This is a genomic window from Dyadobacter soli (assembly GCF_900101885.1).
GTDB lineage: Bacteria > Bacteroidota > Bacteroidia > Cytophagales > Spirosomataceae > Dyadobacter > Dyadobacter soli.
On the sequence record NZ_FNAN01000005.1, the window covers coordinates 42,607 to 68,845 of the forward strand.

14 protein-coding genes are annotated in these 26,239 nt (G+C 52.4%); 11 read left to right on the forward strand and 3 right to left on the reverse strand.

Going from position 1 to position 26,239, the window contains the following annotated elements:
- Window positions 1-136 precede the first annotated feature (136 nt).
- Entirely contained in the window at window positions 137-7,024 is a 6,888-nt protein-coding gene (locus BLQ88_RS08730) for a DUF7948 domain-containing protein (RefSeq protein WP_090148496.1), read from the forward strand.
- A gap of 86 nt (window positions 7,025-7,110) precedes the next feature.
- Window positions 7,111-7,737, forward strand: coding sequence for a response regulator (locus tag BLQ88_RS08735; protein WP_090148497.1), 627 nt, complete (start codon window positions 7,111-7,113; stop codon window positions 7,735-7,737).
- 30 nt (window positions 7,738-7,767) lie between these two features.
- Here BLQ88_RS08735 and BLQ88_RS08740 read toward each other — a convergent pair whose 3' ends face one another.
- Entirely contained in the window at window positions 7,768-8,409 is a 642-nt protein-coding gene (locus BLQ88_RS08740) for a response regulator transcription factor (RefSeq protein WP_090148499.1), read from the reverse strand.
- A 181-nt stretch (window positions 8,410-8,590) separates the two neighbouring features.
- Between BLQ88_RS08740 and BLQ88_RS08745 the strand changes: the two genes are divergently transcribed.
- From BLQ88_RS08745 to BLQ88_RS08755, 3 genes are all read left to right on the forward strand, one after another.
- The gene (locus BLQ88_RS08745) at window positions 8,591-9,235 is read left to right on the forward strand and encodes a response regulator (RefSeq protein ID WP_176884945.1); all 645 of its coding nucleotides are present in this window, start codon (window positions 8,591-8,593) and stop codon (window positions 9,233-9,235) included.
- Between the two features lie 421 nt (window positions 9,236-9,656).
- Window positions 9,657-11,174 carry a tail fiber domain-containing protein gene (locus BLQ88_RS08750; protein ID WP_090148502.1) on the forward strand — a complete coding sequence of 506 codons (1,518 nt, stop codon included), beginning with the start codon at window positions 9,657-9,659 and terminating at the stop codon, window positions 11,172-11,174.
- 7 nt (window positions 11,175-11,181) lie between these two features.
- Window positions 11,182-12,408, forward strand: a complete 1,227-nt coding sequence (locus tag BLQ88_RS08755; RefSeq protein WP_176884946.1) for a T9SS type A sorting domain-containing protein — start codon at window positions 11,182-11,184, stop codon at window positions 12,406-12,408.
- Window positions 12,409-12,494: 86 nt separating this feature from the next.
- Here the strand turns inward: BLQ88_RS08755 and BLQ88_RS08760 are convergent, their stop codons facing one another.
- Window positions 12,495-13,772 (reverse strand): glycoside hydrolase family protein, encoded by a 1,278-nt coding sequence (locus tag BLQ88_RS08760; protein WP_090148505.1) that lies wholly within the window; start codon window positions 13,770-13,772, stop codon window positions 12,495-12,497.
- Between the two features lie 226 nt (window positions 13,773-13,998).
- Between BLQ88_RS08760 and BLQ88_RS08765 the strand changes: the two genes are divergently transcribed.
- The 4 genes from BLQ88_RS08765 to BLQ88_RS08780 all read left to right on the forward strand — a co-directional run bounded on the left by BLQ88_RS08765 (window position 13,999) and on the right by BLQ88_RS08780 (window position 20,284).
- Window positions 13,999-17,157, forward strand: coding sequence for a lantibiotic dehydratase (locus BLQ88_RS08765; protein ID WP_090148506.1), 3,159 nt, complete (start codon window positions 13,999-14,001; stop codon window positions 17,155-17,157).
- Window positions 17,158-17,216: 59 nt separating this feature from the next.
- Window positions 17,217-18,008 (forward strand): LytR/AlgR family response regulator transcription factor, encoded by a 792-nt coding sequence (locus tag BLQ88_RS08770; protein WP_090148508.1) that lies wholly within the window; start codon window positions 17,217-17,219, stop codon window positions 18,006-18,008.
- A 12-nt stretch (window positions 18,009-18,020) separates the two neighbouring features.
- Window positions 18,021-19,157: a sensor histidine kinase gene (locus tag BLQ88_RS08775; protein WP_090148509.1), complete on the forward strand. Its 1,137-nt coding sequence runs from the start codon at window positions 18,021-18,023 to the stop codon at window positions 19,155-19,157.
- A 416-nt stretch (window positions 19,158-19,573) separates the two neighbouring features.
- Window positions 19,574-20,284, forward strand: coding sequence for a hypothetical protein (locus BLQ88_RS08780; RefSeq protein ID WP_090148511.1), 711 nt, complete (start codon window positions 19,574-19,576; stop codon window positions 20,282-20,284).
- Window positions 20,285-20,316: 32 nt separating this feature from the next.
- Here BLQ88_RS08780 and BLQ88_RS08785 read toward each other — a convergent pair whose 3' ends face one another.
- Window positions 20,317-20,988 carry a DUF6766 family protein gene (locus tag BLQ88_RS08785; protein WP_090148512.1) on the reverse strand — a complete coding sequence of 224 codons (672 nt, stop codon included), beginning with the start codon at window positions 20,986-20,988 and terminating at the stop codon, window positions 20,317-20,319.
- Window positions 20,989-21,174: 186 nt separating this feature from the next.
- Between BLQ88_RS08785 and BLQ88_RS08790 the strand changes: the two genes are divergently transcribed.
- Entirely contained in the window at window positions 21,175-25,233 is a 4,059-nt protein-coding gene (locus BLQ88_RS08790; RefSeq protein ID WP_090148514.1) for an FG-GAP-like repeat-containing protein, read from the forward strand.
- Between the two features lie 86 nt (window positions 25,234-25,319).
- Window positions 25,320-26,141: a helix-turn-helix domain-containing protein gene (locus tag BLQ88_RS08795; RefSeq protein ID WP_229212629.1), complete on the forward strand. Its 822-nt coding sequence runs from the start codon at window positions 25,320-25,322 to the stop codon at window positions 26,139-26,141.
- Window positions 26,142-26,239: the final 98 nt, after the last annotated feature.

Sequence of the window (26,239 nt, forward strand, 5' to 3'; positions counted from 1 at the left end):
CATGTCAATGAATGCGTATATGTATAACCGTTCGATTTCGAACGGCGTTTGCTCGCATTATACACACACCTCCCTCTTTTAACACACGCTTTTCATGAATACCCCGTAAATCAGTTAAAACTTAATCCAGACTTCTATGCAAAGAAGACTATTACTTTCGCTGGTCATCAGCGGCTGGGCTTCCTTTGCCGTTTGCGCCCAAAAACCGGAACCACCGGGAGCGCAGCGCATCGGCACCACAGCCATTGAGGCCAAAACCTCCCTTTCAAAATCAGTGAGTGAATACCGGGCCGGCTTTGTCGAAAACAAAGGCCAGCTCGTGGACCAGAATGGAAACGCCAACAGCCAGGTTAAATACCTGCTGCAAAGCGGGCCGCTGCATGTGCAATTGCGCCAAAACGGTTTCAGTTACGACACCTACGTGCGAAAGGGCGCGGGCACACGCAAGTTCCACCGCGTGGATATCGAGCTGGTAGGTGCCAATCCGGCTGCCGCGTTGAAAGCCGATATGCCCGGCAATGAGGTCAGCAATGTGATCGACGAGCGCGGCGAGTTCCGGAACATCCGCAATTTTCAGCGTATCACCTACACCGGCATTTACCCGGGCATCGACCTGGAATTCGTGGGCGACCCAAAATCGGACAAGCATGTCGAATACAACTTCATCGTACATCCCGGTGCCGATCCGTCGCGCATTCAGCTGCGTTACCGTGGGAGCAAAAAGGTGGCGCTCAGCGGCAACCGCATTGTGATGGAAACCGCCCACGGCAAAATGCAGGAGCACATTCCGGCCAGTTGGGTAGGCACTCAGAGGAAGCCGGTTAACGTCTCTTACAAAGCGCTCGGCCAGGACGTATTCGCATTTCACGTACCCGCATACGACAAGCGCCAGACATTGGTGATCGACCCATCGCCTAACCTCGAATGGGCTACCTATTACGGCGGCAGCGGCGGCGACGAGCTCACGGCGATCGATACGGATGAAAATGGCAATATATATGCCGTTGGATATACCAACAGCGGAAATAACATTGCGTCTGGTGGAGCTTATCAGGGTACTACGGCGGGCGGAAACGACTTTTTTATTGCCAAATTCAACAGCGCAGGGATACGCCAGTGGAGTACCTATTATGGTGGCGACGAATCGGACCAGGCCTATGGAGTTACTATCCGGAATGGCCAGGTTTATATGGGTGGTCACACCAAGAGTGAAGGTTTGGCGACATCGGGAGCACTTCAGACAACGGCCAATTTACCGACCAATTCCAGTGAGATCCCTTTCCTGGCCCGTTTCGATGCAAACACCGGAGCAAGGGTTTGGGCTACCTACTACGGTGGCTTAGGAAATAGTAACCACCCCGGCTGGTTTGAATGTCTGAAAGTGGATGCGCAGGGCAACCTGTTTGCGTTGGGAGGAAGCAGGCCTGCCATAGGTACAGCTCGCCCCGGGGATATTGCAACTCCCGGAGCTTTTCGTGCAGATGGTGGGGGTACTACATCATTTTTGGTCAAGTTCGACGCTGCGGGCGTCAGACAGTGGGGTACGTTTGTAGCTGGGGCTAACGGAAATGTAGCCACATTTACCCAGGACGGAGGCTTGGCACTCGACATGGGTAGTGACGGCAACGTGTATGTAGGCGGTACCGGCACCAACGCAACCAATGACGCGGCTTTCGCGGCAGGGGTAGGAGAGGGAACTGCGGTACAAAAAGGCTATATCGCTAAATTCGACGGCGTCAGCGGCGCGAGGATATGGGGCCGGTTTTTCAATACCACCATTACCGGATTGAAGGTGGATGAGAGTAATGGCAGGATTCACATTGTTGGAAGTTCGACTGTGGCAACCGGGGTAGCGTCGGCTGGGGCGTTCCGTTCTTCGTTGGCTGCTGCCCGCGACGGTATCTGGGCGAGTTTCGATTTAACAGGACATTACCTGAACGGCACCTATCTGGGCGCAATTTCCACGGGGACTGCCTTTGCGAGAGCACTGGATTGTGCATTGGATGGGAAGGGGAACCTGCTGATCATGGGTGTTTCCAATGCGAATGGCGGCGGTTTGGCCAGCGATTGCGCATATCAGGTAACGCCCAGTGAGGGCGGGGACATTTTTGTCAATAAATTCAACATTGCGACCGGCCAACGGGTGTGGGGAACCTACTTCGGCGGCTCCGGTACCGACGGTTCGTTCGGAGCTGCGGGGGCAAACGGAATGGCCCGAACGACGTACAACATGGCCATGGCCAGCGACGGCGGTATTCTGCTCGGGTTTAGCTCTACCAGTACAACACTGGCAACCACTGGTAGTCACCAGTCTGCATTGGGCGGAGCCACGGACGGTATGATCGTCAAATTCAACCAGAATGCACTGCCGGCGGGTCTTGCAATTTCTCCTACGAACCTTGCGCCAATGACGCAAACCGCTTGTATCCTCGGTATTCCGGGCATGATCACGGGCAATACGGTGAGCATTACCGCCCCGGCGGGCTATCGCAGCCAGCTTACCTACCAGTGGCAGAAAGCCGATGTGGCTACCGGCCCGTGGGAGGATATTCCGGGAGAAGTTTTCAAGGATTTGCAGCCAGAGGCTTCGCAAACCACTAAGTATTACCGTCGTTTGGTGAAAACCTTCGGCCAGGATTGTTTGCCTGTGCAGGTAGACTCTTCGCAGGTGGCCGAAGTGGTAATCGGTGCTAATGCGGCTCCTGTTGCGAATGCGGACGGACCGCAATGGTTTGTTTGTGCCTCCAATACCGTTACCCTCAATGGCTCGGCCACGGGTGGCTCGGGTGCATTTACTTACCAGTGGTTCGAAGGAAGCTCGGTGAATGGTACATTGCGTGCCAGCACGGAATCCTGGACAACCCCTGCCGTAACGCAGGCGACTACCTACACATTGCAGGTAAGCGACGCGGCGGGTTGTACGGACATCGATCAGGTGACGATCGTACCGGTGGCCGCCGCAGCCGGCCCTGCCAAATCGGTCTGCGAAGGAACAAGCGGCGTGCAGATCGGTACGCCTGCCATTGTAAGTCCGAAAGTATCCTATGCCTGGACGCGTATTTCGGGTGATCCGCTCACCACATTGAGCTGCACCACCTGCGCGCAACCGCTCGCTAACCCGACTGTAACAACCGTATACCGCGTGACGGTGACCGTTCAGCGCAAGGATGGTACCACCTGTTCTTCCTTCAATAATGTAACGGTAACGCCCGTTGCGGCGCCAAGCGGAACGGTTGCATTCGCGGGAGACGATCAAACCATTTGCAAAAACACTTCGGCAACCCTGGGCGGCACTGCCGACGCTACATTTGCCTACACCTGGACAACCGGACAATACCTGGACGACCCGCAGACTGCGAACCCTGTTTTCAATGCAGGAACCGCAGGCGTGACCGGCGGTGCGATCACTTACAGTGTTACGGCTGTAAAAACGGGCTGTACCTTCAACGATCAGGTGAAAGTAACTGTACTCAATAACCGCATTACCGACCAGAATGAGACCATTTGCGGTCCCGTTTGGAGCAAGCACATGGATGAGGACAATGCGCCGGGTGCAGTTTATACATGGAACATTGTTTCGGGAGATGGCGTAATACTGAAAACCGCCAACGACGGCAAAGATGCCTATCTGAAAAGCAACACCGGCGTAACCACATTCCGCCGTACCGTAAGCCTGAATGGCGTGGATTGCAGCGCGGAAATTTCGGTACAGCCTTGCTCGACTGGGCCGTCTACCTGCGATTTTGAGATCGTGACGCTTTCCGATCAGGATTGTCCCAAGATCTTCGACGGGTCCGTTCTGAAACTGGGAACGAATGTGAGCAATGCTTCCGACTACAACTTCTCGTGGAGCCCAGCCAACCTCGTGGATAATGCACGTGCAGCTACGGTAAACATTACTTCCGCCGCACAGGCGACCATCACGGTGACCATTACCAACAAATACGATGCATCTGTCAGCTGTGTGAAATCGATCGTGATCAACCCGCCGGGATGGTCGATGCCGGTATTTGCGGCCGACGATAAATTCGTTTGCGCAGGCGTGCCCGTACGCATTGGCCAGACGCCGGTGGATGGGTTTAGCTACGCCTGGACGCCGACGACCGGCCTGGACAACGCAGCCCTGGCCAACCCGTACGCGACCGTTAATACTACTACCGAATTCCGTGTGCTGATCACGGAAACGGCTTCCGGCTGTAAACTCCGCGACACGGTTACCGTGAATGTGGCAACGCCGGTAGCAGCAGCGGGTGTGGACCGGACGATCTGTAACGGCGGAACCGTTACCCTGGGAACTGCCGCGCCTGCCGGTACCAACTGGCAATATGCATGGGAACCTTCCAATGCGGCATGGGTGAATGGTTCGACAGCTACCGACGCGCAGCCGCAGGTACAATTTGCTTCTGCTTCACCGCAAACCTTCAAACTGACCGTCACTGACCCATTATCGGGCTGCACGGCTACCGATGAAGTAGTACTCAGCAATGCGGTTACCGCCGGCGAATATGCGGGCGAAGGCGCCACCACGTGTGTGGGTGAGCCTGTAACACTGGGACGCGGGGGAGATGCTTCCGCACAATACGAATGGTTTATGGCCGACGGTACCACGCCGGCAACCGGCCTGAGCAGCAACACCGCAGCCAACCCGACTGTACTGAACCCGACCGTTACCACTACTTATGTGGTTAAAGTAAGCTACCCCGGCTGTGTAACGCCGGTAAGCGACGAGGTAACCGTGACCGTGAATGGCGAATCGGGCCTTGAACTGGCCGACAAAAACATCTGTCCGGCAGGACCGGTTGAAATCGGCTATGGGGCCGCGGGCAACCCGGCCGCACCGGCAGGCGCTACATATGCATGGGCACCGGCAGCGGGCCTGAGCGATGCGACAGCAGCTAACCCTACGGCCACCGTTACCGGCACGATGGACTACATTGTTACAGTAACCCTGGCCAGCGGATGTGTTTTCAAAGACACGGTAACCGTTACACAGCCTGCCAATGCGGGTGCTGATGTAGCTGTATGCCCTGGTGAATCGGTGGTGATCGGTACACCGGCAATGGACGGCGCTACCTACGCATGGACAGGAGCGGGTATCACAGGCGCGGCCGATGTGGCCCAGCCGACCGTAAAACCAACGGCAACTACTACTTATACGGTGCAAGTGACCGTAGACGGGTGTACTTCTACCGACCAGGTTGTGGTGACGGTGAATACCCCTGCGGCTTTGGTTATCACAGGTAGCACAGCTATTTGCGAAGGTGGCGTTACCACTCTTTCGGTGACTAACCCGGCTGTTGGCAGTACCTGGCAATGGACGCCGCTGGCGGGTGTGGGAAGTCCTAACAGCCCTGGCACGACGATCACCGGCTCGGCGACGCGCACTTATCGTTTAACCCAAACCATTACCGCAACCGGTTGCAGCAACTACAAAGAGGTGATTGTGGTGGTGAGCCCGAATACGATTGCGGCTACCACCGGAGACCTCGCACTTTGCGCAGGAACCCAGGGTACGCTGCCATTGAATGTCACTTCGACAGGCGACTACTCCTATGCTTGGAGCCCTGCCGAAGGACTTTCCAATGCATTTGTTGCGAACCCTACTTTCACAGCCAATGCAGCCGGAAACTACACGGTAACGATTACCGACAATGCAGGCCAATGCCAGTTGACGAAAACGGTAAATGTAGCTATTAATGCCCCTGAGGCATGTCTGGCGCCTGCTAATCTGTCGGGTAATGTATTCCATGACGGTAACGGGCTGAAAGACGTGACCGTAAATGCCGGTACTACCACGCAGGAACTGCCCGCGGGACTTTATGTAACGCTCGTGAATGCAAGTGGTACTGCGGTGAAAACCGTGGCGGTGAATGCGGATGGTACCTATGACCTCGGTGCTACTGTTGCCGGGACTTACAGCATTGTATTGCACCAGAATGCAACGGGTGCTACCTCTGCCAGCCTTCCTGCCGGCTGGATCAACACCGGTGAAAACCTGGGTGCAGGCGTGGGTAGCGACGATGCCGTGAATGGAATCCTGACCAACGTAACCGTTTCAGGCCAGCAGGTGGCGAATGCCAATTTCGGTATCCAGCAGCCTCCATTGGCCGATTCGAAAGATTTCCAGATCGACCGGCCTGCACCTAACGCAACCATTGCGCTCGACGGCTCGCACACGAGCACCGGCGCCGGCACTTCTACACCCGACGGGTTCACCGGAAACGACCAGGAAGATGGTTCGCTGAATGGCTCAGCCAAAAACCGTACAGTGGTGATCACCGCATTGCCGGGCACAGCCGAGCTGTACTACAATGAAGCACCTGTAACGCAAGGACAGGTGATCCCCGGCTACGACCCGGCATTGATGACCATCAAGCTGACCGGCACAGGTTATACGAATGTCACATTTGAATATGCGTTCCTCGACGAAGCCGGAGAACAATCGCCTTCGGTACCTTATACGGTGCGCTGGGAAGGAGCCCTTCCGGTGAAACTGGTGGCATTCGAAGCGGCTGCGCGTGAAAATGTGGTAGACCTGAACTGGGTTACCACAGAAGAAACCAACAGCGACCGTTTCGAGGTGCAGCGTAGTGCGGATGGCAAGAGTTGGAATGCGATCGGAAGCGTGAAGGCGGAAGGGGAGAGCCGTGACCGTAAGGCGTACAGCTTTACCGATCACCAGCCAGAGGCTGGCGCTAGCGGTGCAATGCTCTATCGCTTGAAGATGATTGACCTTGACGGCACTTTCGCATTCAGCAGCATCCGGAGCGTGCATTTCGGCAGTGAGTTGAAAAGCAGCGTTTATCCGAACCCGGTATCGACGGTGCTCAACCTGCAAGTGACGAACTGGAAGCAGGTCAAAACGATCCGCATCAATAGCCTTTCGGGTATCCGGGTGTATAGCTCCGGGCCGGTAGAATCGGGGCGTATCGATGTCTCCGGGCTCGGCGAGGGCATTTACATAGTTCACATAACGCATACGGACGGGTCTGTTCACACACACAAATTCGTCCACATTAAATAGAAGCATGTACGGTTGCCCGCTCGTTACGGGCAACCGTCATTTTTTAGTTACACCAATTTAATGAAGCCTAACCCACCATTCCAACTATGAAAGTGCTCGTCATCGACGGCCATCCGCTTATGCGATCGGCCATTAAACGGGAAATTAAAGACCACAAACCCCAGGCCAGGGTTACGCTCGTCGGGCAGCTCGATGAAGCTGTTAAATTGATTGATAATCAGTTGTTTGATATTGTTATTTTCGAGATAGGCATTCCGGGTGCGAGTATGCACACGATCAGGGAAATGCGCGCGACGGGAAAGGCGGGCAAGATCCTCGTTTTTTCATCGATGAGTGAGACGATCTATGCGCTTCCGGCGGTTTCGTCGGGTGCCAACGGGTTCCTGTCCAAGGATAGCTCCGGCGACGAGCTTAGGATCGCGGTCGATATGATGCTCGATTCGAAAACCTATTTTAGTAAAACCATCCAGGAAACCCTGCTTTCGCAGGTGATCGCCAATGTGGATGCTACGGACCATAACCCGTTGCAGACCCTCACGCAGCGCGAGCGGCTCGTTGTGCATTTGCTGTTGCAGGGGAATAAAATAAGGACCATCGCCGAAATGCTGGACCTGAAAGAAAGTACGGTCAGTACGTTCAAAGCGAACGTTTTCAAGAAGCTGCAAGTGAGCAACCTGGTGGCGTTGTCGGCGAAAATGGAGATGTTGCGGTAGCCTGCCAAACGGAGGCTACCTTGAATGCTGTTAATAGCCCGGTGCGGCCACATCGTCGATGATTTTAGAAAGTTCGATCGAGCTTGTGACGCCGCATTTCTGGAAAATCTTCTTCTTAAAAGTACTTACGGTACTCAATTTCAGCTCTAATTGCGTGGCGATCTCTTTCGTCCACAAGCCGCGGATCAGGAGCCTGCTGATTTCCAGCTCCCGGTCGGTGAGGCCAATCCATTTCTTACGCTTGATTTTGTTGTAATTCTGCGGCAACTGCGTCACCAGCTGCTCGCGCACCACCTCGCTAAGGTACTTCTTGTCGTTCACGACTGCCAACACCGCTTCGCCGTACATTTCAGGGTCGGAGCGCTTCGATAAATACCCGTCGGCCCCGGCCTGCACATACTTCAATGCATATTTGTCTTCCGGCAGGCCGCTGAAAATCAATATCTTCGTTTCGCGCCGTATGGATTTGATCATGTCGATCATTTTCACATCCTGGCCTCCGGGCAGGTGAATGTCCAGTACTACGAGGTCGATTGGCTTTTCCTGGACAATGCGGAGCCCGTCATTAAAATCTTCGGATTCAAAGACCGCGGCATGTTGAAATACTTCGCGGATAACCAGGCGCATGCCCATTCTTACAACGGCATGATCTTCAATGAGTAATGCATTCATTAACTGGTAGATTTGGTTCAAACTAATAGCAGGTACGGCTTCGTCATGTCAAAACTAGGCATCGAACAAATCGGTAACAATCGATATGTTGACGTTTAGACGTAAACATAGTACTACGTCTTTCAATGGGAATGTGACAGGTTTTTCGTTACTTCGGGACATCATTAAAGCACCCCCAGTCTTGCAGTCAGCCACCACCCGAATCTTACTCGTTGAAGATCACGACATTGTCCGCATCGCCACGACCATGCTCGTCCAGGAAACGATAGGTCATGCTACGGTCGACACAGCCACCAATTTTAAGGAAGCGGTTCATCATGTTTCTTCCCATAGCTACCGTTTGATAATCCTCGATCTACAAATCCCTGGTACAGACCACTTGCTGATGATCGAAAAGCTGCGCGGATTGCAACCCGAGACCCCCATTCTGATATTCTCGGGCCAGAAAGAAGAGCTGTATGGCGTGCATTGCATACGTGCGGGCGCGGCCGGGTTTGTTTCGAAGGAATCAAAGGCAACCGAGTTGCAGGACGCCATCCGGGTGGTGCTGAAAGGGCAGAAATACCTTAGCGCCGTGGTGCGTGAGCAGCTTTTGAATTCACTGGCACAGCAGACCGCATCCAACCCTGCCGAACTTCTGTCGGCTAAGGAGCTGGTAGTCATGGAAATGCTGCTGGAAGGGAAATGGACAAAGGATATCGCCGGCCGGCTGAATTTGAAAAGTACCACAGTAAGTACCTTCAAAGCCCGCATATTCAAAAAGCTGGGCGTCAACAACCTGCTCGATCTTGCCAAACAGGTCGAAATGTATCACCTCTCGAAATAATTCCCCTCGCCGATCCCATTACCGAAGTACAAATACCTCCATTAACACTCCATGTTAGCTGATGGCGTAGTATAGAATAATTTCTATGCTTTGCGAAAAGTTTATTTTTTAATGTATTGATAATGAGTGTATTGATAAAATGTGCGTTTTCGCATAACGCATTCATCCATCGAATCGGATACAATTTTCCCGCTACTTTGTAGATATAGTTTGCAAGGCAGATACGCTGTCGGCAAGGCCACGGTCCCGGTGGATCAGTGAGCCATTTGAGCCCCATTCATTCATAAACAGATCATAATACCCATTTAGAAACAAACCCTGTTTTCGACCGGTAAGGGTGCGCCCTTTTTGATCCAGAATTCAATCGCTTACCAATTCCATAATGTTTTCAATGATTTATTAATTAAAACAAATTACAAACATGCAAGTGAAACAACTACTAACACGCACAGCCGGTGCACTCGGAGTCACGGCCGGATTGCTTTTTGCGAGCTCGCCATTGATGGCGCAAATGAAGATCGGTGGAAATCCGAACACGATTAACCCAAGTTCTATTCTGGAACTGGAAAGTGCAACGAAGGGTCTTTTGTTGCCCCGCGTAGCACTTACTTCTCTTAGCAGCGCAGCACCGGTTACAGGCGCAGTTGCGGGTATGCACGTGTACAACACGACGGACAACGCCGAAGTACAACCGGGGGAGTACTTTTTTGATGGGTCAATATGGGTGAGATTGAACTCAAACGACACCTATAACTATATCGAAGGTAACGGCGCGCCGACCGGTAGCTGCCCTGCCAAAACAATCTATACTGATTCGGACGAAGATAGCGGTACTTTCGGTCAGCAATGGACCTGTATCGGGGGGGCCTGGGTGGTTTATTCATCTCCAACCAAGACACCTTTCTTTGCAGGATTAACGTCGAACGACGCTGGCGGTGCAAAGCGGGGAATGGTTTCTCGATTCGGTCACATTGTAGTTCGCCGCGAAACCCCAGCTAACTCGGGTAAGTCAACAATTACACCCGGCGGTATCATTCAACTTTACAGAGGCGCCGGCATCGACGCCGGTTTCGGTGGGGCAATCGATTTGACAAACCTTCCAGGAAACCCACTTCAATACCGCATTGCGGTAAGACCTACCGTCCAAAATGGTAATGGTGGTTTGGTATTCCACACTACGGCTCCTGGCGATACTCCACAACCAAGAATGATGCTGACTCCTAGCGGTAAATTGGGTATCGGTGTTACACTTGTTGAAGCGCCAAACCTGGTTCATGTAAATGGCTCCCTCCAAGGATCTGAACAGGAAGTCGATGCAGCTGGACTTGCGCAGGGAACAGCGGCCCTAAGTGGTTACCGACTTTTTCAGGAAGGTGGCTCTACTAACAAAGCCCAGGTCATAGTTCAGTCTGGCGATAATTTTGCAAACCTGGTGCTAACGAAAAGGACATTACCTAACCCTACCCAAGACCCGTTCGTTGTATTCCGCGTGAATGGTGCAGAACAGGGTAGAATTTTCCGTGATAACAATGGCGATGTACGTTTCCCTACTCCAACATCTGACCGTCGTTTGAAAGAGAATATCAAAAACACACACTATTCAATCCAGGATCTGATGAAAATTGGAGTAGTTGAATATAATTACATAGCCAACCCCAAGAAGGAGCGTACGATTGGTTTCATTGCTCAGGATCTTTATAAAGTGTTCCCAGAAGCGGTTACCGTTGGCGGCGAGGATGCTAAAACCAATCCATGGAGAGTGGACGCAAACAAAGTCACTCCTCTTCTCGTAAAAGCAGTTCAGGATCAGCAAAAAGAAATCGAATCGCTGAAAGCACAATTGAGCGAAATGAATGCTTTGAAAGCAGAAGTAGCCAGCATCAAGGCGATGTTGGGCAATGCCGGGGAGAAATCATCGGAGGCTACCATTTCAAAATAAGCGCACTATGCACAAAATCATCCATAAAAAGCTCTTTGGCCTGAGCGCGGCTATGTGCCTGTCGCTTTCGCTGATGACCGATCCGGTGGCGGCACAGTCGAGCAGTCAGGGGAATGTGAGCATTGCAAGCGGCACGCAGGTGACCGTGTTCGGTGCGCACACCTTCCTGGCGGGAGGCACCGGCGCCCAGCCCGGGATCATCCAGACCGACCGCAGCGCCACGCCCGGCGTCTTTGGTTTCGGCCCTACGGCTACCTACACGGGAGCCAACGACGCCAACCACGTCGACGGCTACGTGTCCAAGGCGGGTACAGCGGCATTCGTTTTCCCGGTCGGTAATGGTACCAAGCTGCGTACGATCGGAATCTCGGCACCGGCCTCGGCCGGTGTGTACCGGGCGGCCTACTTTTCAGACCCCGCGCCAGTCACACGACCAGCTACCGTAAGTTCTCTGGAATATTGGGACCTGGAAGGAGCAGGGCCAGTTGACGTCACCCTTACCTGGGATGCCACCAGTGCCCTGAACACCCTGACCAATGGGCTCTTTTTCCAATTGATCGTTGTCGGATACAACACGACTAACAACACATGGGAATCGCTCGGCAGGGACGGAGGTACTACCGGTTCATTGACAACCGGCAGCATTACCGCAACGGACGTAACGCCGGGTACCTATTCGTACATCACTTTCGGCGTGGACAAAGCGCTTCCGGTAACCCTGGTAGCATTCGACGCCCGCAAGGAAGGTTCTACAACCTCACTCGCCTGGGCTACTACCGCAGAAACCAACAGCGACCGCTTCGAGATCGAGCGCAGCGCGAATGGCAAGGCATGGAGCAAGATTGGTACCGTGGCATCTACCGGCGAAAGCAAGGTACTTGTTAACTACCAGTTCAGCGATGCAAGCCCTTTGAATGGCGAAAACCTGTACCGCCTGAGAATGGTGGATAAGGACAACACCTTCGGGTATAGCACCATCAAGAGTGTGACGTTCAATCAGCTGGCAAAACAGCTCGCTTATCCGAACCCTGCGCGTGACATCGTGTACATTCAGGATGCGGATCATGTACGTAGCGTTTCGGTGATCGATATGAACGGTAAAACGGTGAAAGACTCCGGCATCAGCGCCGCGGGTACGATCCGGGTCGACGGGCTGAATGCCGGTATGTACCTCGTGAAAGTTATCAATAAAGATGGGGGAGTGAAATCACAGAAGATCATCATTTCAAGATAATTACCTTCATGTGTTAGACCTCTTTAAGCAAATAGCGACCGGGAATTTCCCGGCCGCTATTTTTTTGATATTAAAGAAGCAATATGTCAAAGTAACCAGATAAGGTCGTCGAAATTTACTTTTTCGGGATGCAGGGCTTTCACCAATGCGCTCCCGATACCGAGAATGCCTTCACAGAATGCGAGGTTTTTTTGCATGTTCCAGGCGTTTTCGGATGTTTTATAGCCTGCAAATCCGTCGGGATGGAGGTCGAAGCGCAGGATTTGCCGGTACCAGAAATGGGCGGCGTTTTCGAGCGTCTGATCGTAGGTAAGCTGCGCGGAGCGATCGAACAGCAATGCCAGTCCGGCTGCACCTGCGTGTATCCCTGCGTCCCGCATACAGCTCGCGCGCTCCCGCCGGGCTTTCGCATATTCCCTCAGCATTTCCAGGCCCTCGCGCGTCCACGCTGTATTCCCGAACGCGGCGCCCGTGCGCAGCAATGCGTAGGCGGTCTCCGCATTCACTTCGCGGGAAACTTCATAGGATACTTCCTGCATCACCGCGTAGCCGCTCCCATTCCGGAAAATGCCATTCCGGAAAATGCCATTCCGGGAATCGCCATTCGGGGCACTACTGTTGCCGGCAGTGCCCCTGAATGGCTTAGCTAGGTTTGTATGCTGATTATCTAAATAAATAATAGCCTCATTTACGATCCCTTCGAGGAAATCGGCAGGGCAAAGGCCCATTTCGATTGCCCGCGCGAGGAACAGGAGTACCGCGGTGGTTTCGTTAGGGGAAAAAATGGCGGGTTTCGTATGGCTTCCATTCAGCCCGGATTTCCAGTAACACCCCTCGTCCGTGGGAATGGCATAGCGCACGATGCCCTGTACCAGCTCTTCGATCACCGGTTGTGCGAATGCCCTGTTGTAATAGCTGCGCTGCAAAAAGTACAGACCATAACCGAGCGCACCGTGGCTGAAACCTCCCAAATTTCCCACGTACAGCTCCGAACGCATTTTTTTGAGCAGTACCGCGTCGATATCGCTCAGGAAGATGTTGGGATCGATGTCCAGCACGCTTACCTGGCAAAGGTATTGTGCCACGGCACCCAGCCCGGCAAAATCCTGGGGATAGGCTTTCAGCGGGTCGCTGTCCACCATGTCGCACGCACGGTCGAATGCGTCGCGCGCATCGTCGAGGTACTGCTTTTTCCCCGAATGTACCGCATACAAATAAGTGAAGACAGAAACGCCGAGGTATCCGCGGGTAAAACCGAAACTGCTCAGCTGCTTCTTGTGCGCACTTACCACTTCATAGATTTCATCGATCTTGGCCGCTGCGATCATCGCCGAAAGCCCCGATATTCCAGTTGATGTCGTCATGGTACCCGTTGGTTTTTATACGCAAATGTGTATAGCTATGGTGACCTCCGGGTAACTTTTTAGACCAACCATGTATCTAATTCGACGAACTGAGGCAACGCAGGTGCGAATGAGCAGCCGGTGCGAGCCCGGCTTGGTCGATGAAAGCCCGATGTTCGCATAAATAGTTTGGTTTCAGTTAGTTCTGATGATTAGCTTCAATCTGATCTTGTAAACCTTCCTATATATGTCTGTATTATCCCAAGGATTCTTCGTGCTGAGACGTCCCCGGCTATCATTGGACGTACTCCATTCATTCCACGCGCAAACCGCCAACCGGCCTGAACGGTTCGAACAGGAACTGATCCGCATTTTCTCGCAACCCGCCATGTTGGAAGCGCTTTACGTAGCCTCGCCCGAGCTGTATGGTTCGTTTACGGGACTCATCGAGGGCAGGGTGAAGACGGGGGTGGATAAGTTGCTGAAAACGTTGTATAAATACCTCGTCAGGATGACCTCCCGGAGTACGCCGTACGGCCTTTTTGCCGGATGCGCCGCGGGCGAGGTAGGGCCGGAAACCCGCATTGCATTCGACGCCAACGCGCCGTTCCGCAAGCATGTGCGGCTGGATATGAACTACGTAGCCGAGCTGGCGGAAGGGCTGCTGGAAAAAAGTGCCATTCGCAGCCAGGTGAAGTTTTTTCCCAATACAAGCCTCTACCAGATCGGCGATACCTATCGCTACGTCGAGAGCTCGCTGAATAACAAAAAGCGGTTGTACATACTGGCGTCTGTGGACCGTAATGCCTACCTCGACCAGGTTATCACCACGGCCCGCCACGGCGCGACGATCGGTGAACTGGCGCATTGCATTGAATCCGAAGAGGTCGGCCGGGAGGAAGCGGAGCAGTTTGTGGATGCGATCGTGCGCGCACAAATCCTGGTCTCCGAACTCGCGGCCACAGTGACGGGTGAGGAGTTCTTTTTCACTATTTTGGACCAATTGAAAGGAATTGCGGGCGTAGAGGAAGATTTAAATCAATTAAGAAAAATAGCCGGTCTCCTCCAAAGCGAGGCCGAGGGAGTAGCGCAATACAGGGAAGTGGAAAAGGTTTTGGCGGAGCATTTTGTTACCACAGGCAGCAAAGACCTGGTACAAACCGACCTCTTTTTCCAGACCCGTTCGTGCACCCTGGGCGAGAATGCGGTTTCGGTTTTGGCCAAAGAGTACCAAAGTCTGGCATGCCTCGGCTACCGGAACCCGCTGCCGGAGATGGAGCTGTTTAAAAAGCGGTTTCTCGCCAGGTACGAACAGCGCGAAATGCCGCTGCTGGAAGTGCTGGATTGTGAAACAGGCATTGGTTATGGCGATGCCATGGCAGGCAGGGCGGATAACCTGCCGTTGCTGAACGAAATGCAGTGGCCGGAAGCTCCCAAAAGCGCAGCAAACGACGTTTCCCCGTTGGCGGAGCTCCGCGACGCGCTATACCAGCAATCGTCCGCGGGAAATGGTATGCATGTTTCCCTGACGGAGAATATTTTGAATGCGTTTCGCAAAGGCATCGATGATCCCGGGCAAACGCCGGATAGCTTTTACCTGTTCGGCAACCTCATTGCCGGTTCACAGGAGGCTATCGATGGCGGGAATTTCAAATTTGCATTCAAGGCGATGGGAGGGCCGTCAGGGCTGAAACTGCTCGGACGGTTCTGTCACGGCAGTCCGCAGCTGGCCGAATGGGTGAAAAATGCCGTCGCGGAGGAGGAACGGCTGGCGGAGGACGCTGTTTTCGCGGAGGTTGCGCACTTACCCGAGGCACGCGTAGGTAACGTGCTCATGCGCCCGCATTTGCGTACGTATGAAATTCCGTACCTGGCCGGTTCGTCGATGCCGCATGAAAACCAGCTGTTGCCTGAGGACCTGATGGTATCCGTATCAGCTTCCGGAGAAGTGATCCTGAGGTCGAAACGGCTAAACAAACGGGTATTTCCCCGCCTTACCAATGCGCATAACTTCGCCGACGGGCTGCCGGTGTACCGGTTTCTCTGCGAGCTTACCTACCAGCATGACTACCGCTACCTGGGCTGGGATTGGGGCCATCTGGCTTCGAAAACATTCCTGCCGCGGGTCGAGTACAAGCATTGGATACTCAGTCGGGCAACGTGGAATATCGATAAAAAAATGCTGAGTACGCTTCTGGGAAAGGAATGCATTACCCCGGAAGACTGGCGCGTGGTGAGGAGTGCTTACAACATCCCGCGTTTCGTGCAGCTCCGGCAGGGCGACAGCGAGTTGCTGATCGACGTAGATTCCGATTTTGCGGTGGAAGTAGTTTGTGACGCGCTCAAAAAATTTGAGCAGGTGACTTTAACGGAATTTCCTGAACACGAAGAAAACGGATTGCTGGGAAAGCCGGGTGAATGCTATTTGAATGAGGTTTTACTGCCTTTTTTGCATAAAAAGGAGGTGATAGGGTCTGGTCAAATTGCAGATACAGAACGGGTTATGGCGTCTGGTGTGAAACGTGATTTTATGACAGGCAGTGAATGGCTGTATGTTAAAATTTACGCGGGTACCCGCACCGCCGATCGCCTGCTGACCTCGGTGATCAAGCCTTTCGCCGACCGCCTCGTGGCCGAAGGAACCGTCGAGAAATGGTTTTTTATTCGTTACACCGATCCGGACAATCACATTCGGCTCCGTTTTTACCACCGCACCGACAAGTCCTTCTGGCAGAGGGTACTGGCGGAACTGCACGCGCTTATGGAGCCACTTCTGGATAACGGCACCGTGCATAAAATGCAGCTTGATACCTACAAACGCGAATTGGAACGCTATGGACAGCAAGCATTTGAAGCGGTTGAAACCATTTTCTTCGCGGATAGCGTCGCGACAACGGGGCTGCTGGATATGCTTTCCGGCGATGAAGGGGAGCATTTTCGCTGGCTGGCCGGTTTGCGGGGCGTCGATATGCTGCTGAGCGACCTGGGTTTTAATTTGGAAGACAAAAAAGCTTTCGCAGGGCGGTTACAGGAAGGTTTTTTCAGGGAATTCCGGGGAAATGCGGACCTGACTGTCCAGCTCAACAACAAGTACCGCCAACATTCGGAGGAGATATGGAGCTTTCTCGACCCCGGTAACGACCTGCTGAATGGCATCGAAGAGGTGGTCGCGTTGTTCGAAGAGCGGTCGTCCTGCATCCGGGCGTCCCTCGCGGTGATCCCCCCGCATAACGACACTTCGCTGCACCATTTTGCAGGTAGCCTGGTGCATATGTTCCTGAACCGGCTTTTTGTTTCCCAACAGCGTGAACATGAGTTAGTTGTATACCATTATTTGAAAAAATATTACGAGTCTAAGTTGGCAAGAAGGGAAAAAGTGTCACATTTGATGTTTGTTAATGCCTAGCAGAATTTGCTTTGCATTGATAGTAAGATCATAAGTCACTACCCGGACGCGGTTTAAGTATGACAGGGAAAATTAGTTGCCTCATTGTGGATGATGAGGAACCGGCTCATGAAGTCCTTAAATTTCTGATTGCAAAACTCACTTGGTTGACGTACGCAGGAAGCTGTTACAATGCATTGGAGGCGCTGGAAATGATCCCGGAAGTGAAGCCGGATATTATTTTTCTGGATGTAAATATGCCTGAGCTGTCGGGGCTGGATCTGCTGAATATCGTTCACGCGCCCGATTCACACGTGATCATGACCACTGCCTATCCCGAGTACGCGGTCGATGGTTTCACTTTCGACGTCACCTCTTTCTTGCTGAAACCCATCGGTTTCGACCGTTTTTTGAAGGCCGTTACCAAAGTGCGAAGGCTGCTGAGCGACCGCCCGTCTCATGAAAGAGGCCAATCGGATGCTAACGAAAACGCACCTGTCGATCGTCAGCACCCGCCGGTACAGCTCCCCGAGCAACGTACCGATTCCGGCCCGGAGGAGTACATGTGGATTCGCGCCGACCGCAAAATGTATTGCGTGTGGTTTAAGGATATTCTCTTTGTTGAAGGACTCAAAGATTACGTGAAAGTGTATTATTCCGACGGCGTGCTCGTGACGCTCGCCTCCATGGCCGCCATGACCACCCGCCTGCCTTCCCCGACATTCGTCCGGACGCACCGTTCGTACATCGTCAACCGCAACATGATCAAGGTCATCGAAGGGAACATGGTAACGATGCTGAACGGGATGAAGGTGTCGATAGCCGTTTCTCCAACACGGGACGAAGTTCTTCGGCAATTGACAGAAAAGTAACGCGCACGCTGAATGAATAAAAATATCGCCAAGAGGGGTTCGCTCATTGAAAGACTGCTGTTTCCCCGAACGCAGGGTTTAAGAATTTCGTATCACGTCCTTTTCTGGGTACTTTTTATATTGCTGCATTACTCTTATGCGTTGCCGACAATCTTGCGAAAAAATGCTGACCCAACCGTTAGTATAGCTAGTTTTGGCTATTTCATGAAGGTAATTCCGGAATATTATCTCTGTGTCGGACTTTTTTATCTGCTTCGCGATTATGTAAAAGGCTTCTTCCTTTTTTTGCTTCTACTCCTTTTTGCGCTTCTTGTAAATCACCTGTTTTCGGTCATGTTATATGCTAGCGTGGACTATTTTTTCGGTCTGGAAAACATGACGGAGAGGTATAGGATGTATGCCAGCATGTATCTCGTGCCCTTTAATTTTCGCGATCCCGCTGCATGGCTTGTGTTTGGTAACGACATTTCAGACATACAGTTCTTCGTGTTGCCAGCCTCTTTGAAAACGGTTAAGTATGCAGCTAACGAGCGCATTAAGCGGCAAAAAGCCCAGGATGATGCCATTAATATGGAGTTGAAGGCATTGAAATCCCAGATCAATCCGCATTTCGTTTTTAACGTGCTGAATGCGGCGTATGCCAAGGTACTGCCGGTCTCGGAAGACGCAGCAGAGTACTTACAGAAGATCTCCGAAATCTTGCGGTTTTCGCTGTACGAGATGAACGACGAGTTCATTAAGCTCGAAAGCGAGATCGCTTATATGAAACTTTATATTGAACTGGAATCGATACGAAGCAATCGACGCTGCAATATCAATGTAGAGCAGCACGGAGAAATAAGGGAGACGCATCATGTCCCTACCGTATCGCTCATCACATTGGTTGAAAATGCATTCAAGCATGGAGTCCATTCGACCAGGCACGATTCGTTTGTTGATATTCAAATCACTATTTCAGGTGGGATATTGAATTTTTGCATTAACAACAGCAAGCCATCGCAACCACTACGAAGCAAGCCGGGAAGCAGTGGCATTGGGTTGGTAAACCTGGAAAGACGACTGGCAATTTACTATGCTGGAAGGTACAAATTTGAAAAGTCGGAAACGGAAACTGAATTTAGCGTAACCGTTCAAATTCCAGTTGAATAGCTTACGCGAAGCTATCCGCACTTTGGTCGAATGCTTGGTTATGTTGGTATAAAAAGTTGAAATAGAACGTTTCTGTCGGTTTACTTCGGGGTATAAATCACCCATAAACAATAACCAACCCGATGAAAACGCAAGCAAAATCCCAATCAAAACTTCAACTGATCAAGTTAACAGTAGCGCGACTTAACGGCGTTTCCAAAGCCCGTGGTAACAAGGATTTTATACAACTAGATACCACTCACAGCACAATCGCCTGCCGAACAATTTTGATCTGACACGCTAGCCATCCAATTCAACACCCAACTGCCGGGACTTCCACTTTGGAGCTTCCGGCAGTTGTGCGTTTGGGCCATTCGAAATCACTTTGGCACGTATCTTTATTCTAAAATGTACTGTACATCATTCCCCGGATATCCATGAACAAAACACTACTTTTCTTACTCGTATTGGCGATATTCTCTTCCTGCCGGGCATTGAAAGACAGTCCCAAATACAAGCTCACCGATGGCGTCTACAAAACGAAGGACGGGGACCGGACCCGGTTGGTCTACGTCGAAAATGCAGAGGATTCGGTGCTCGTGTACCAGCTGGGCCCCGGCAAAACAGTGGTGAAGCCGGACCGTAAAAGCCTGAAACCGCAGGTTTTTCCCGGTACTGCGGTCGATAAGGAAATCGCGGCAAGTAAGTATTGGAAGAACACGTTCGACCTTGATGTGCTTACCATACCATTCAAATACCGCCCCTCTACCAACTCTTTCACGCCTCAATTGAGCAATCACCTCAACGGCGCGGTGTATCTGGGTTATCGGAACGACACTTATGAATTATCCTATAAAAGCAACCCGATCGGCAAAGTCAGTCAGCGGGTTACGCACCTCGGGTTTTCGGCAGGACTGGCTACGGGCGTAGGCGTAACACCCATGAATCCCTGGGTAACTGACGATAACATCAATGTGGAATACGACGGATTTATCTGGTCGAAGGCATTTTGCGTGTTGATGGCCGTCGAGAAGCTGAATTTCGGCCTGGCGCTTGGCTTCGACCATTTGCTCGACGAAAACCGGAAGTACTGGATTTATCAGGGGAAGCCCTACCTCGGTTTGACCGTCGGTTTGAACCTCAACTGATGGGCGCCGGAGCCGTGATGCGTTATCCGCAATTACTTACCCGTTTCCATATGCGCCGCATCCACGGGTTTGGATTCGGGGGAGCCTTTTTGTCTTAAGAAAATAGAAAGGATCACGATCGAAGCCACGGACAAAAATTCGCTTTGCCAGTTCTGAAATGTTTCGAACCAGAACTCGGGCTCCGCCAGAAATTCAGCCAGACTTTCCTGTGGCTTGCCGTGAAGCATTTGCTGATCATTGAAATCCGTGAAACTGCCGTAGAGGTGACCCACCCAGCTAACCAGGAACAGGAGTATAAATGCAATAGAAAGCGAATGCGCGTATAGCCGAAGCCGCCACCCGCCCCGCTTCACCGGCCCGGGCGCATCTTCTTTGCGGGGATCCGGTTCGCGGTCTACTTCTTCCTGCTTGACGAGGTCTTTTGATTCCGCCGAGCCGATCTGCCGCAGCGAAATCGTCAATACCACGTACATCGCCATTTGCAGGAATTCGCTTTGAAAGTTTTCAAATGTTGCCGAGAAAAAATGGCCGCTGGTAAGGTACTGGCCAAGTGAAAGTGCTGTGCCGCCCAGCTCTTCCAGTTCCTGGTTGTGTTGCTTCCAGCCAAACAATGCCTGGGCTACTAATGCAACAAAAAATAGGGATACGAAGACGACCGACAGGCCGTTGCGGTACAAAAAGCGATCGGTTTTGTTTGTGGACATGGCTGTTTTTGGATTTGAAACAGACAATGCAATTGCCAAAACCATGCCACCGGATAACCGTATTATCAGATGATTAACCGCTGCATAATAAGAAAATTGTAGTAGTAATTAGGCCAACTATATTCGGCGAATTGTTGCTTCTATTTTTTCGAACTGGTTAACAACTATTTGTATCGAACATTGCCAATGAAAAATCATTACAAATTCCTCATCGTTTCTCTATTAGCGTTTGGTCTTTTGTTTTACAAAAAGATTGATAAAACGCTTCCGGTTATTAATTCCGCCGCTCCAAAGACGCAGGCAAAATCGACTGCCGACGACGCGCCATTGATACCCGATAGTACCTTATCGGGTATCAGGCAGGTGATTACCAGCCACGAGTACCATGTTAGTTATGACAAAAAAGCTGGTGTCCTTCAAAGCCCTAACCGGAAACAGAATTTGCGCGCTATGTACGCACCCGGCGCATTGACACTCCAAAAACGTGTAGATTCCACGCATTCGGATTTTAAATTGAAACTCCTCAATCAAGGGGTTTTCGCAGACGGTGAATTGCTTTATGCGGTCTCGCAGGAGAGCAAGGTAAACAGTTCCGAAAATAAAGTAGTGATCAACCATGGTCGCTTTTCGGAAGAGTTTATCAATAACGAAGACGGAGTTCGCCAGAATTTTATCATTGAAAGCGCACCTGCCGGAGTGAAATCATTAGCTGTAAAGCTGACGGTGTCGGGCGCGGAGGTTTTGGATAAAGGAAAAAACGAACTTCGCTTTATAACCAAAGTTATTAATGGCAGCAGCGAAGAACTCGTTTACAACGGACTGAAATGCTGGGACGCCAACGGGCAGATCCTGGACGCCACATTGGCTTTTGCAGACAATCAGATCGAGATCACAACCGACGTTGCAAATGCCGCATTTCCCGTCACGATTGACCCCATTGTGGGTGGCGGTCCGGCTGTTGCGGACAAAAGACTTGAAATTCACCAGAACCTTGCATGGCTCGGTTACTCGGTATCGAGTGCGGGTGATGTAAACGGCGACGGATACAGCGATGTGATCATCGGTGCGCCCAAATATGACCTCGGGCAGGCCGACGAAGGTGCTGCATTTGTATTTCCCGGAACAGATGGCGGGCTAAGCCTCGCCGCTGTCACGCTGCAAAGCAACCAGGCCAACGCGCAGGCAGGTACGTCGGTATCGAGCGCCGGTGATGTCAATAAGGACGGATATAGCGATGTACTCGTGGGTGCTCCTTTTTACGATTCCGGACAAAACGACGAAGGCGTGGCATTTTTGTATCTGGGTAGCGCGGCCGGTATCAATACGAACCCCGCCAAAACACTGCAGATCAATCAAACCACTGCGGGTTTTGGTATTTCGGTAGCGATGGCCGGTGATGTGAACGGCGATGGACATAGCGACATCCTCGTGGGCGCGCATCAGTACGACAACGGGGAGAACAATGAGGGGGCGGCTTTCCTTTATTACGGCAATGCAACCGATGTGAACGTAGCCCCGGTGACGCTCGAATCGAACAAGGCCAATTCGATGATGGGCTATGCGGTGTCGTCCGCCGGGGATATCAATGCCGATGGTTACAGCGATGTGCTTGTAGGGGCGAGGTTGTACAGCAATGGCGAACTTTACGAGGGAGCCGTTTTCGTATATAAAGGAAGTGTAGCCGGGATCGTTACAGCCAATCCGTTCAAGGTGGAGAGCAACCAGGCGGATGCACGCCTGGGGCATTCTGTCGCTACGGTAGGGGATGTCAACGGTGATGGATTTGCCGACGTGCTCCTGGGCGCATATCAGTACAAACAGAGCCAGACGCACGAAGGGGCGGCTTTCCTGTATTTCGGCTCTACTAATGGAGAGCCCATAGGCGATAAGCGGATGTTTCTGGGGTATCAGAAAGAGGGCCAGTTTGGATGGGCTGTGGCAGGTGCGGGCGATGTAAACGGCGACGGTTATGCCGATTTTATGGTTGGCGCACGGTACTACCAGGTAACCCAGCCCAATGAAGGCGCCGTTTTTCTCTACTATGGAAACCATACCAAGAATTTCCCGATCAGGAATGCGGTGTTTACGGGCGACCAGGGTGATGCCTGGCTGGGCAGCGCAGTCGCTTCCGCCGGTGACGTCAATGGTGATGGATACAGTGATATCGTCATAGGTGCTTATGCTTACAACAATGGGCAAACCGACGAAGGTACCGCGCTGATCTTCCATGGCGGCGGTCTCACCGGGCACACTACCGCGAAAAACGCAGTTCCGGACTCTGTGAGTGGCCGGCGGATGGGATCGGCGGTGGCTAATGCCGGCGATATCAACGCCGACGGTTTCGACGACATTATCGTCACTGCGCCGGGAATCGATCAGTTTACTTCCGGCCGTACCTGCATTGTTTACGGATCTGCCGAGGGCATCAGGCCTCCGTGGTACAATATGCCGCAAAAATTGGTAACCATTCCATTCGGACGGTCGGTAGCTGCGGCGGGGGATGTGAATGGTGATGGTTATGCCGATGTTGTGATAGGAAATCCAAGTCCTACCAATGCACTCAACGGTGGCGAGGTAAGGGTTTATTTCGGTGCCGCGGCGGGCATAGATACTATTAATTTTCAGGTTATGAAGGAGCCGCTGGGAGGCACGATGTACGGAATCGCCGTGGGCGGTGCGGGTGACCTTAATGGCGATAACTACGCGGATGTGGTGGTTGGTGCTACAAAATACAAGGTGGGGAATGAGATACGCGGTGCCGCTTACGTTTACTACGGTTCGGGAACCGGATTGGGTGTGGTACCCAAAATCCTGCCGGGGAAACACAACAATGCAAGCATGGGAGCGTCCGTTTCCGGCTTGGGCGATACCAATGGCGACGGTTTCGGCGACTTGATCGTGGGGGCGCCGACAGCAAACACCATTGCCACTCAGGGTGGATCTGCGTGGATCTATTACGGCTCTTTGACCGGCGTGGAAAACTCGAACACCTATTTCAAAAATGATAATGCTTACGTCCATTTCGGAACGTCGGTAGCGGCAGCGGGCGATGTAAACGGGGATGGGTTCAACGATGCGGTAATTGGTCTGCCGGGACATGGATTGTCGAAACAAGGCTCGGTAGCGGTATATCTAGGCGCATCGGGCGGATTTACGGAAGCGAATAAGCGTTTTTACCCTGGTAATTGGGCAAATGCCGCATTCGGTATTTCCGTGGCAAGCGCCGGGGATGTAAATGGCGACGGTTACAGCGACATTATCGCGGGCGAGAACAAACTGTCCCATCAGGCAGCGCAAAGGGGCGGTTTTACAGTGATTCCCGGCGTAAGGCACGGTGGCACAGTTCCTGCCAACTGGGAAGAAATGGGCAGCGCCACGCTCGATCAGATGGGAACGTCGGTATCAGGAGGTGGTGATGTCAACGGCGATGGTTTTTCGGATATCATCGTGGGCATCCCGGGGCGCGACGGCATTAATTCGGATGTTGGCGGCGTACAGATTTTCGATGGCGGCGCGGAATACCAGGATCCGATATGGTTCAACGTTGTGCAAGGCAAACCGGGCAGACTGAAATTGTACAATACAGATTTGATTGCTCCTTACGCGCCGAGTGCAGTTCAACCCAATTTCGGTATCGGCCTTAAAAGCCGGTCGTTCCTTGGTCGTAACAAAGGCAAGCTGGTGTGGGAAACCAAAGGCAAAGGGCAACCCTTTTCCAGCAGCCCCAACAGGCCGATCAGCAACAGCGTGGCATCTACGGGCTCGCAGGCGGCCTTTATAGATCTTACCGCGGGCGGAACAGAGCTGAAAAGCCAGGTGTTGAAGCTAATGCCCGAAACGAAGGTAAGGGCACGCGTCAGATTCGATCCCGCGCTTGCATTAACAGGGCAAATGTATGGCCCGTGGCGTTATGTGCAGGTGTACGTTGCAGGGAAGAGCGTATCGCCGCCGCCTGCCGAGGAAACCGAATCCAACCTGCGCTTACAGGCGGAATTTGAAGAGAATGAAGAAGAACTCGTCTCCATATTCCCGAACCCGGCCAGCGAAAAGCTTTTCATCCGTTCGAATGCCGTAAATGCGGTAAAAAGTCTGAAACTGATCTCGGCAAGCGGAGCGGTGGTTTACCAGGCCGGTCATGCGCAAAGCGAGATCGATCTGAAAGGCATGGCGCCGGGAATGTACATTCTCGTGTCCAAACACGCCGATGGTTCCCAATTGTCCCACAAAGTGATGGTTAAAAAGTGACGGAACTGTTTTAGGTATGTAAATTTGTAAACGCGCCGGGGCCATTCCCGGCGCGTTTATATAACTGGTGTTTATACCCGATCCCCATGGCACAGCATACTGATTTCCCTTTGCACGAACTACCGCCTTCCCGCTTTATGGCGTCGGACAGCGGCCTGGCATTGGGTGATCACGCGCCGAGCCACCGCATCAGTTTTTTCGCTATCGTATGGTTTTCAGAAACCGGCGGTACCCATCACATCGATTTCGAGTCGTTCCCGGTGAGGGCCAATGAAGTGTTCCTGCTCGCGCCCAACCAGGTACATTCGATCCCTGCGCCCACGCTTCCGCCCGCACGCACGATCGTGTTCGCGCACGATATTTTTGACCGTATCGACGAGCCGCATTTGCGCCAGCTCTTCCTGCCGTTCGAAAATATAGCTTTTTCCATTCCGGATGCCATGCAGGCTCCGCTGACGCACCTTTTCGATCTCATTCTACTTGAATGCAACGGCTTGGCGGATATTGCCCTGCTTTTGAAATACACCACTGCATTTTTAACACATCTTTACCGTTTCGGAAAGCACAATCCCCAGGTGTCCGGTGCGGAAGACCACCGGCTCGTGAAGTTGTTTCACCTGATGCAAATGCATTACCGGCAGGAGAAATCGGCGGCATTCTACGCCCGGGAGATCGGTCTTACAGCCAAGCGGGTGAATGAGTTGCTGCGCGAAAAAATGGGTACGACGGTCAGTAAGCTGCTCTATCGCCTCATGCTCATCGAGGCCAAGCGGGAGTTATACCACCGGCAGCATTCTGTTAAGGAAATCGCCTACGGGCTCGGGTTCAGCGACCAATCCTACTTTGCCCGTTTTTTCAAAAAACAAACCGGGCTTACGCCCGAGGAATTCCGGGGCGGTGCTCGCTAGTCGTCGTTCGGTAATAGTAGGAATGTTCAGATTGTCCTAACCTTCGGACAGATCGTGCGGACCATTCAGCCTCGTTTTCAGGATATTTGCATTATCAT

What these genes read in the sequence shown, in the direction of transcription:
- BLQ88_RS08735 (WP_090148497.1), top strand. Translation starts at nt 7,111, where the DNA reads ATGAAAGTGCTCGTCATCGACGGCCATCCGCTTATGCGATCGGCCATT.
- BLQ88_RS08750 (WP_090148502.1), top strand. Translation starts at nt 9,657, where the DNA reads ATGCAAGTGAAACAACTACTAACACGCACAGCCGGTGCACTCGGAGTC.
- BLQ88_RS08795 (WP_229212629.1), top strand. Translation starts at nt 25,320, where the DNA reads ATGGCACAGCATACTGATTTCCCTTTGCACGAACTACCGCCTTCCCGC.
- BLQ88_RS08765 (WP_090148506.1), top strand. Translation starts at nt 13,999, where the DNA reads ATGTCTGTATTATCCCAAGGATTCTTCGTGCTGAGACGTCCCCGGCTA.
- BLQ88_RS08780 (WP_090148511.1), top strand. Translation starts at nt 19,574, where the DNA reads ATGAACAAAACACTACTTTTCTTACTCGTATTGGCGATATTCTCTTCC.
- BLQ88_RS08755 (WP_176884946.1), top strand. Translation starts at nt 11,182, where the DNA reads ATGCACAAAATCATCCATAAAAAGCTCTTTGGCCTGAGCGCGGCTATG.
- BLQ88_RS08730 (WP_090148496.1), top strand. Translation starts at nt 137, where the DNA reads ATGCAAAGAAGACTATTACTTTCGCTGGTCATCAGCGGCTGGGCTTCC.
- BLQ88_RS08760 (WP_090148505.1), bottom strand. Translation starts at nt 13,772, where the DNA reads ATGACGACATCAACTGGAATATCGGGGCTTTCGGCGATGATCGCAGCG.
- BLQ88_RS08790 (WP_090148514.1), top strand. Translation starts at nt 21,175, where the DNA reads ATGAAAAATCATTACAAATTCCTCATCGTTTCTCTATTAGCGTTTGGT.
- BLQ88_RS08740 (WP_090148499.1), bottom strand. Translation starts at nt 8,409, where the DNA reads ATGAATGCATTACTCATTGAAGATCATGCCGTTGTAAGAATGGGCATG.
- BLQ88_RS08775 (WP_090148509.1), top strand. Translation starts at nt 18,021, where the DNA reads ATGAATAAAAATATCGCCAAGAGGGGTTCGCTCATTGAAAGACTGCTG.
- BLQ88_RS08785 (WP_090148512.1), bottom strand. Translation starts at nt 20,988, where the DNA reads ATGTCCACAAACAAAACCGATCGCTTTTTGTACCGCAACGGCCTGTCG.
- BLQ88_RS08770 (WP_090148508.1), top strand. Translation starts at nt 17,217, where the DNA reads ATGACAGGGAAAATTAGTTGCCTCATTGTGGATGATGAGGAACCGGCT.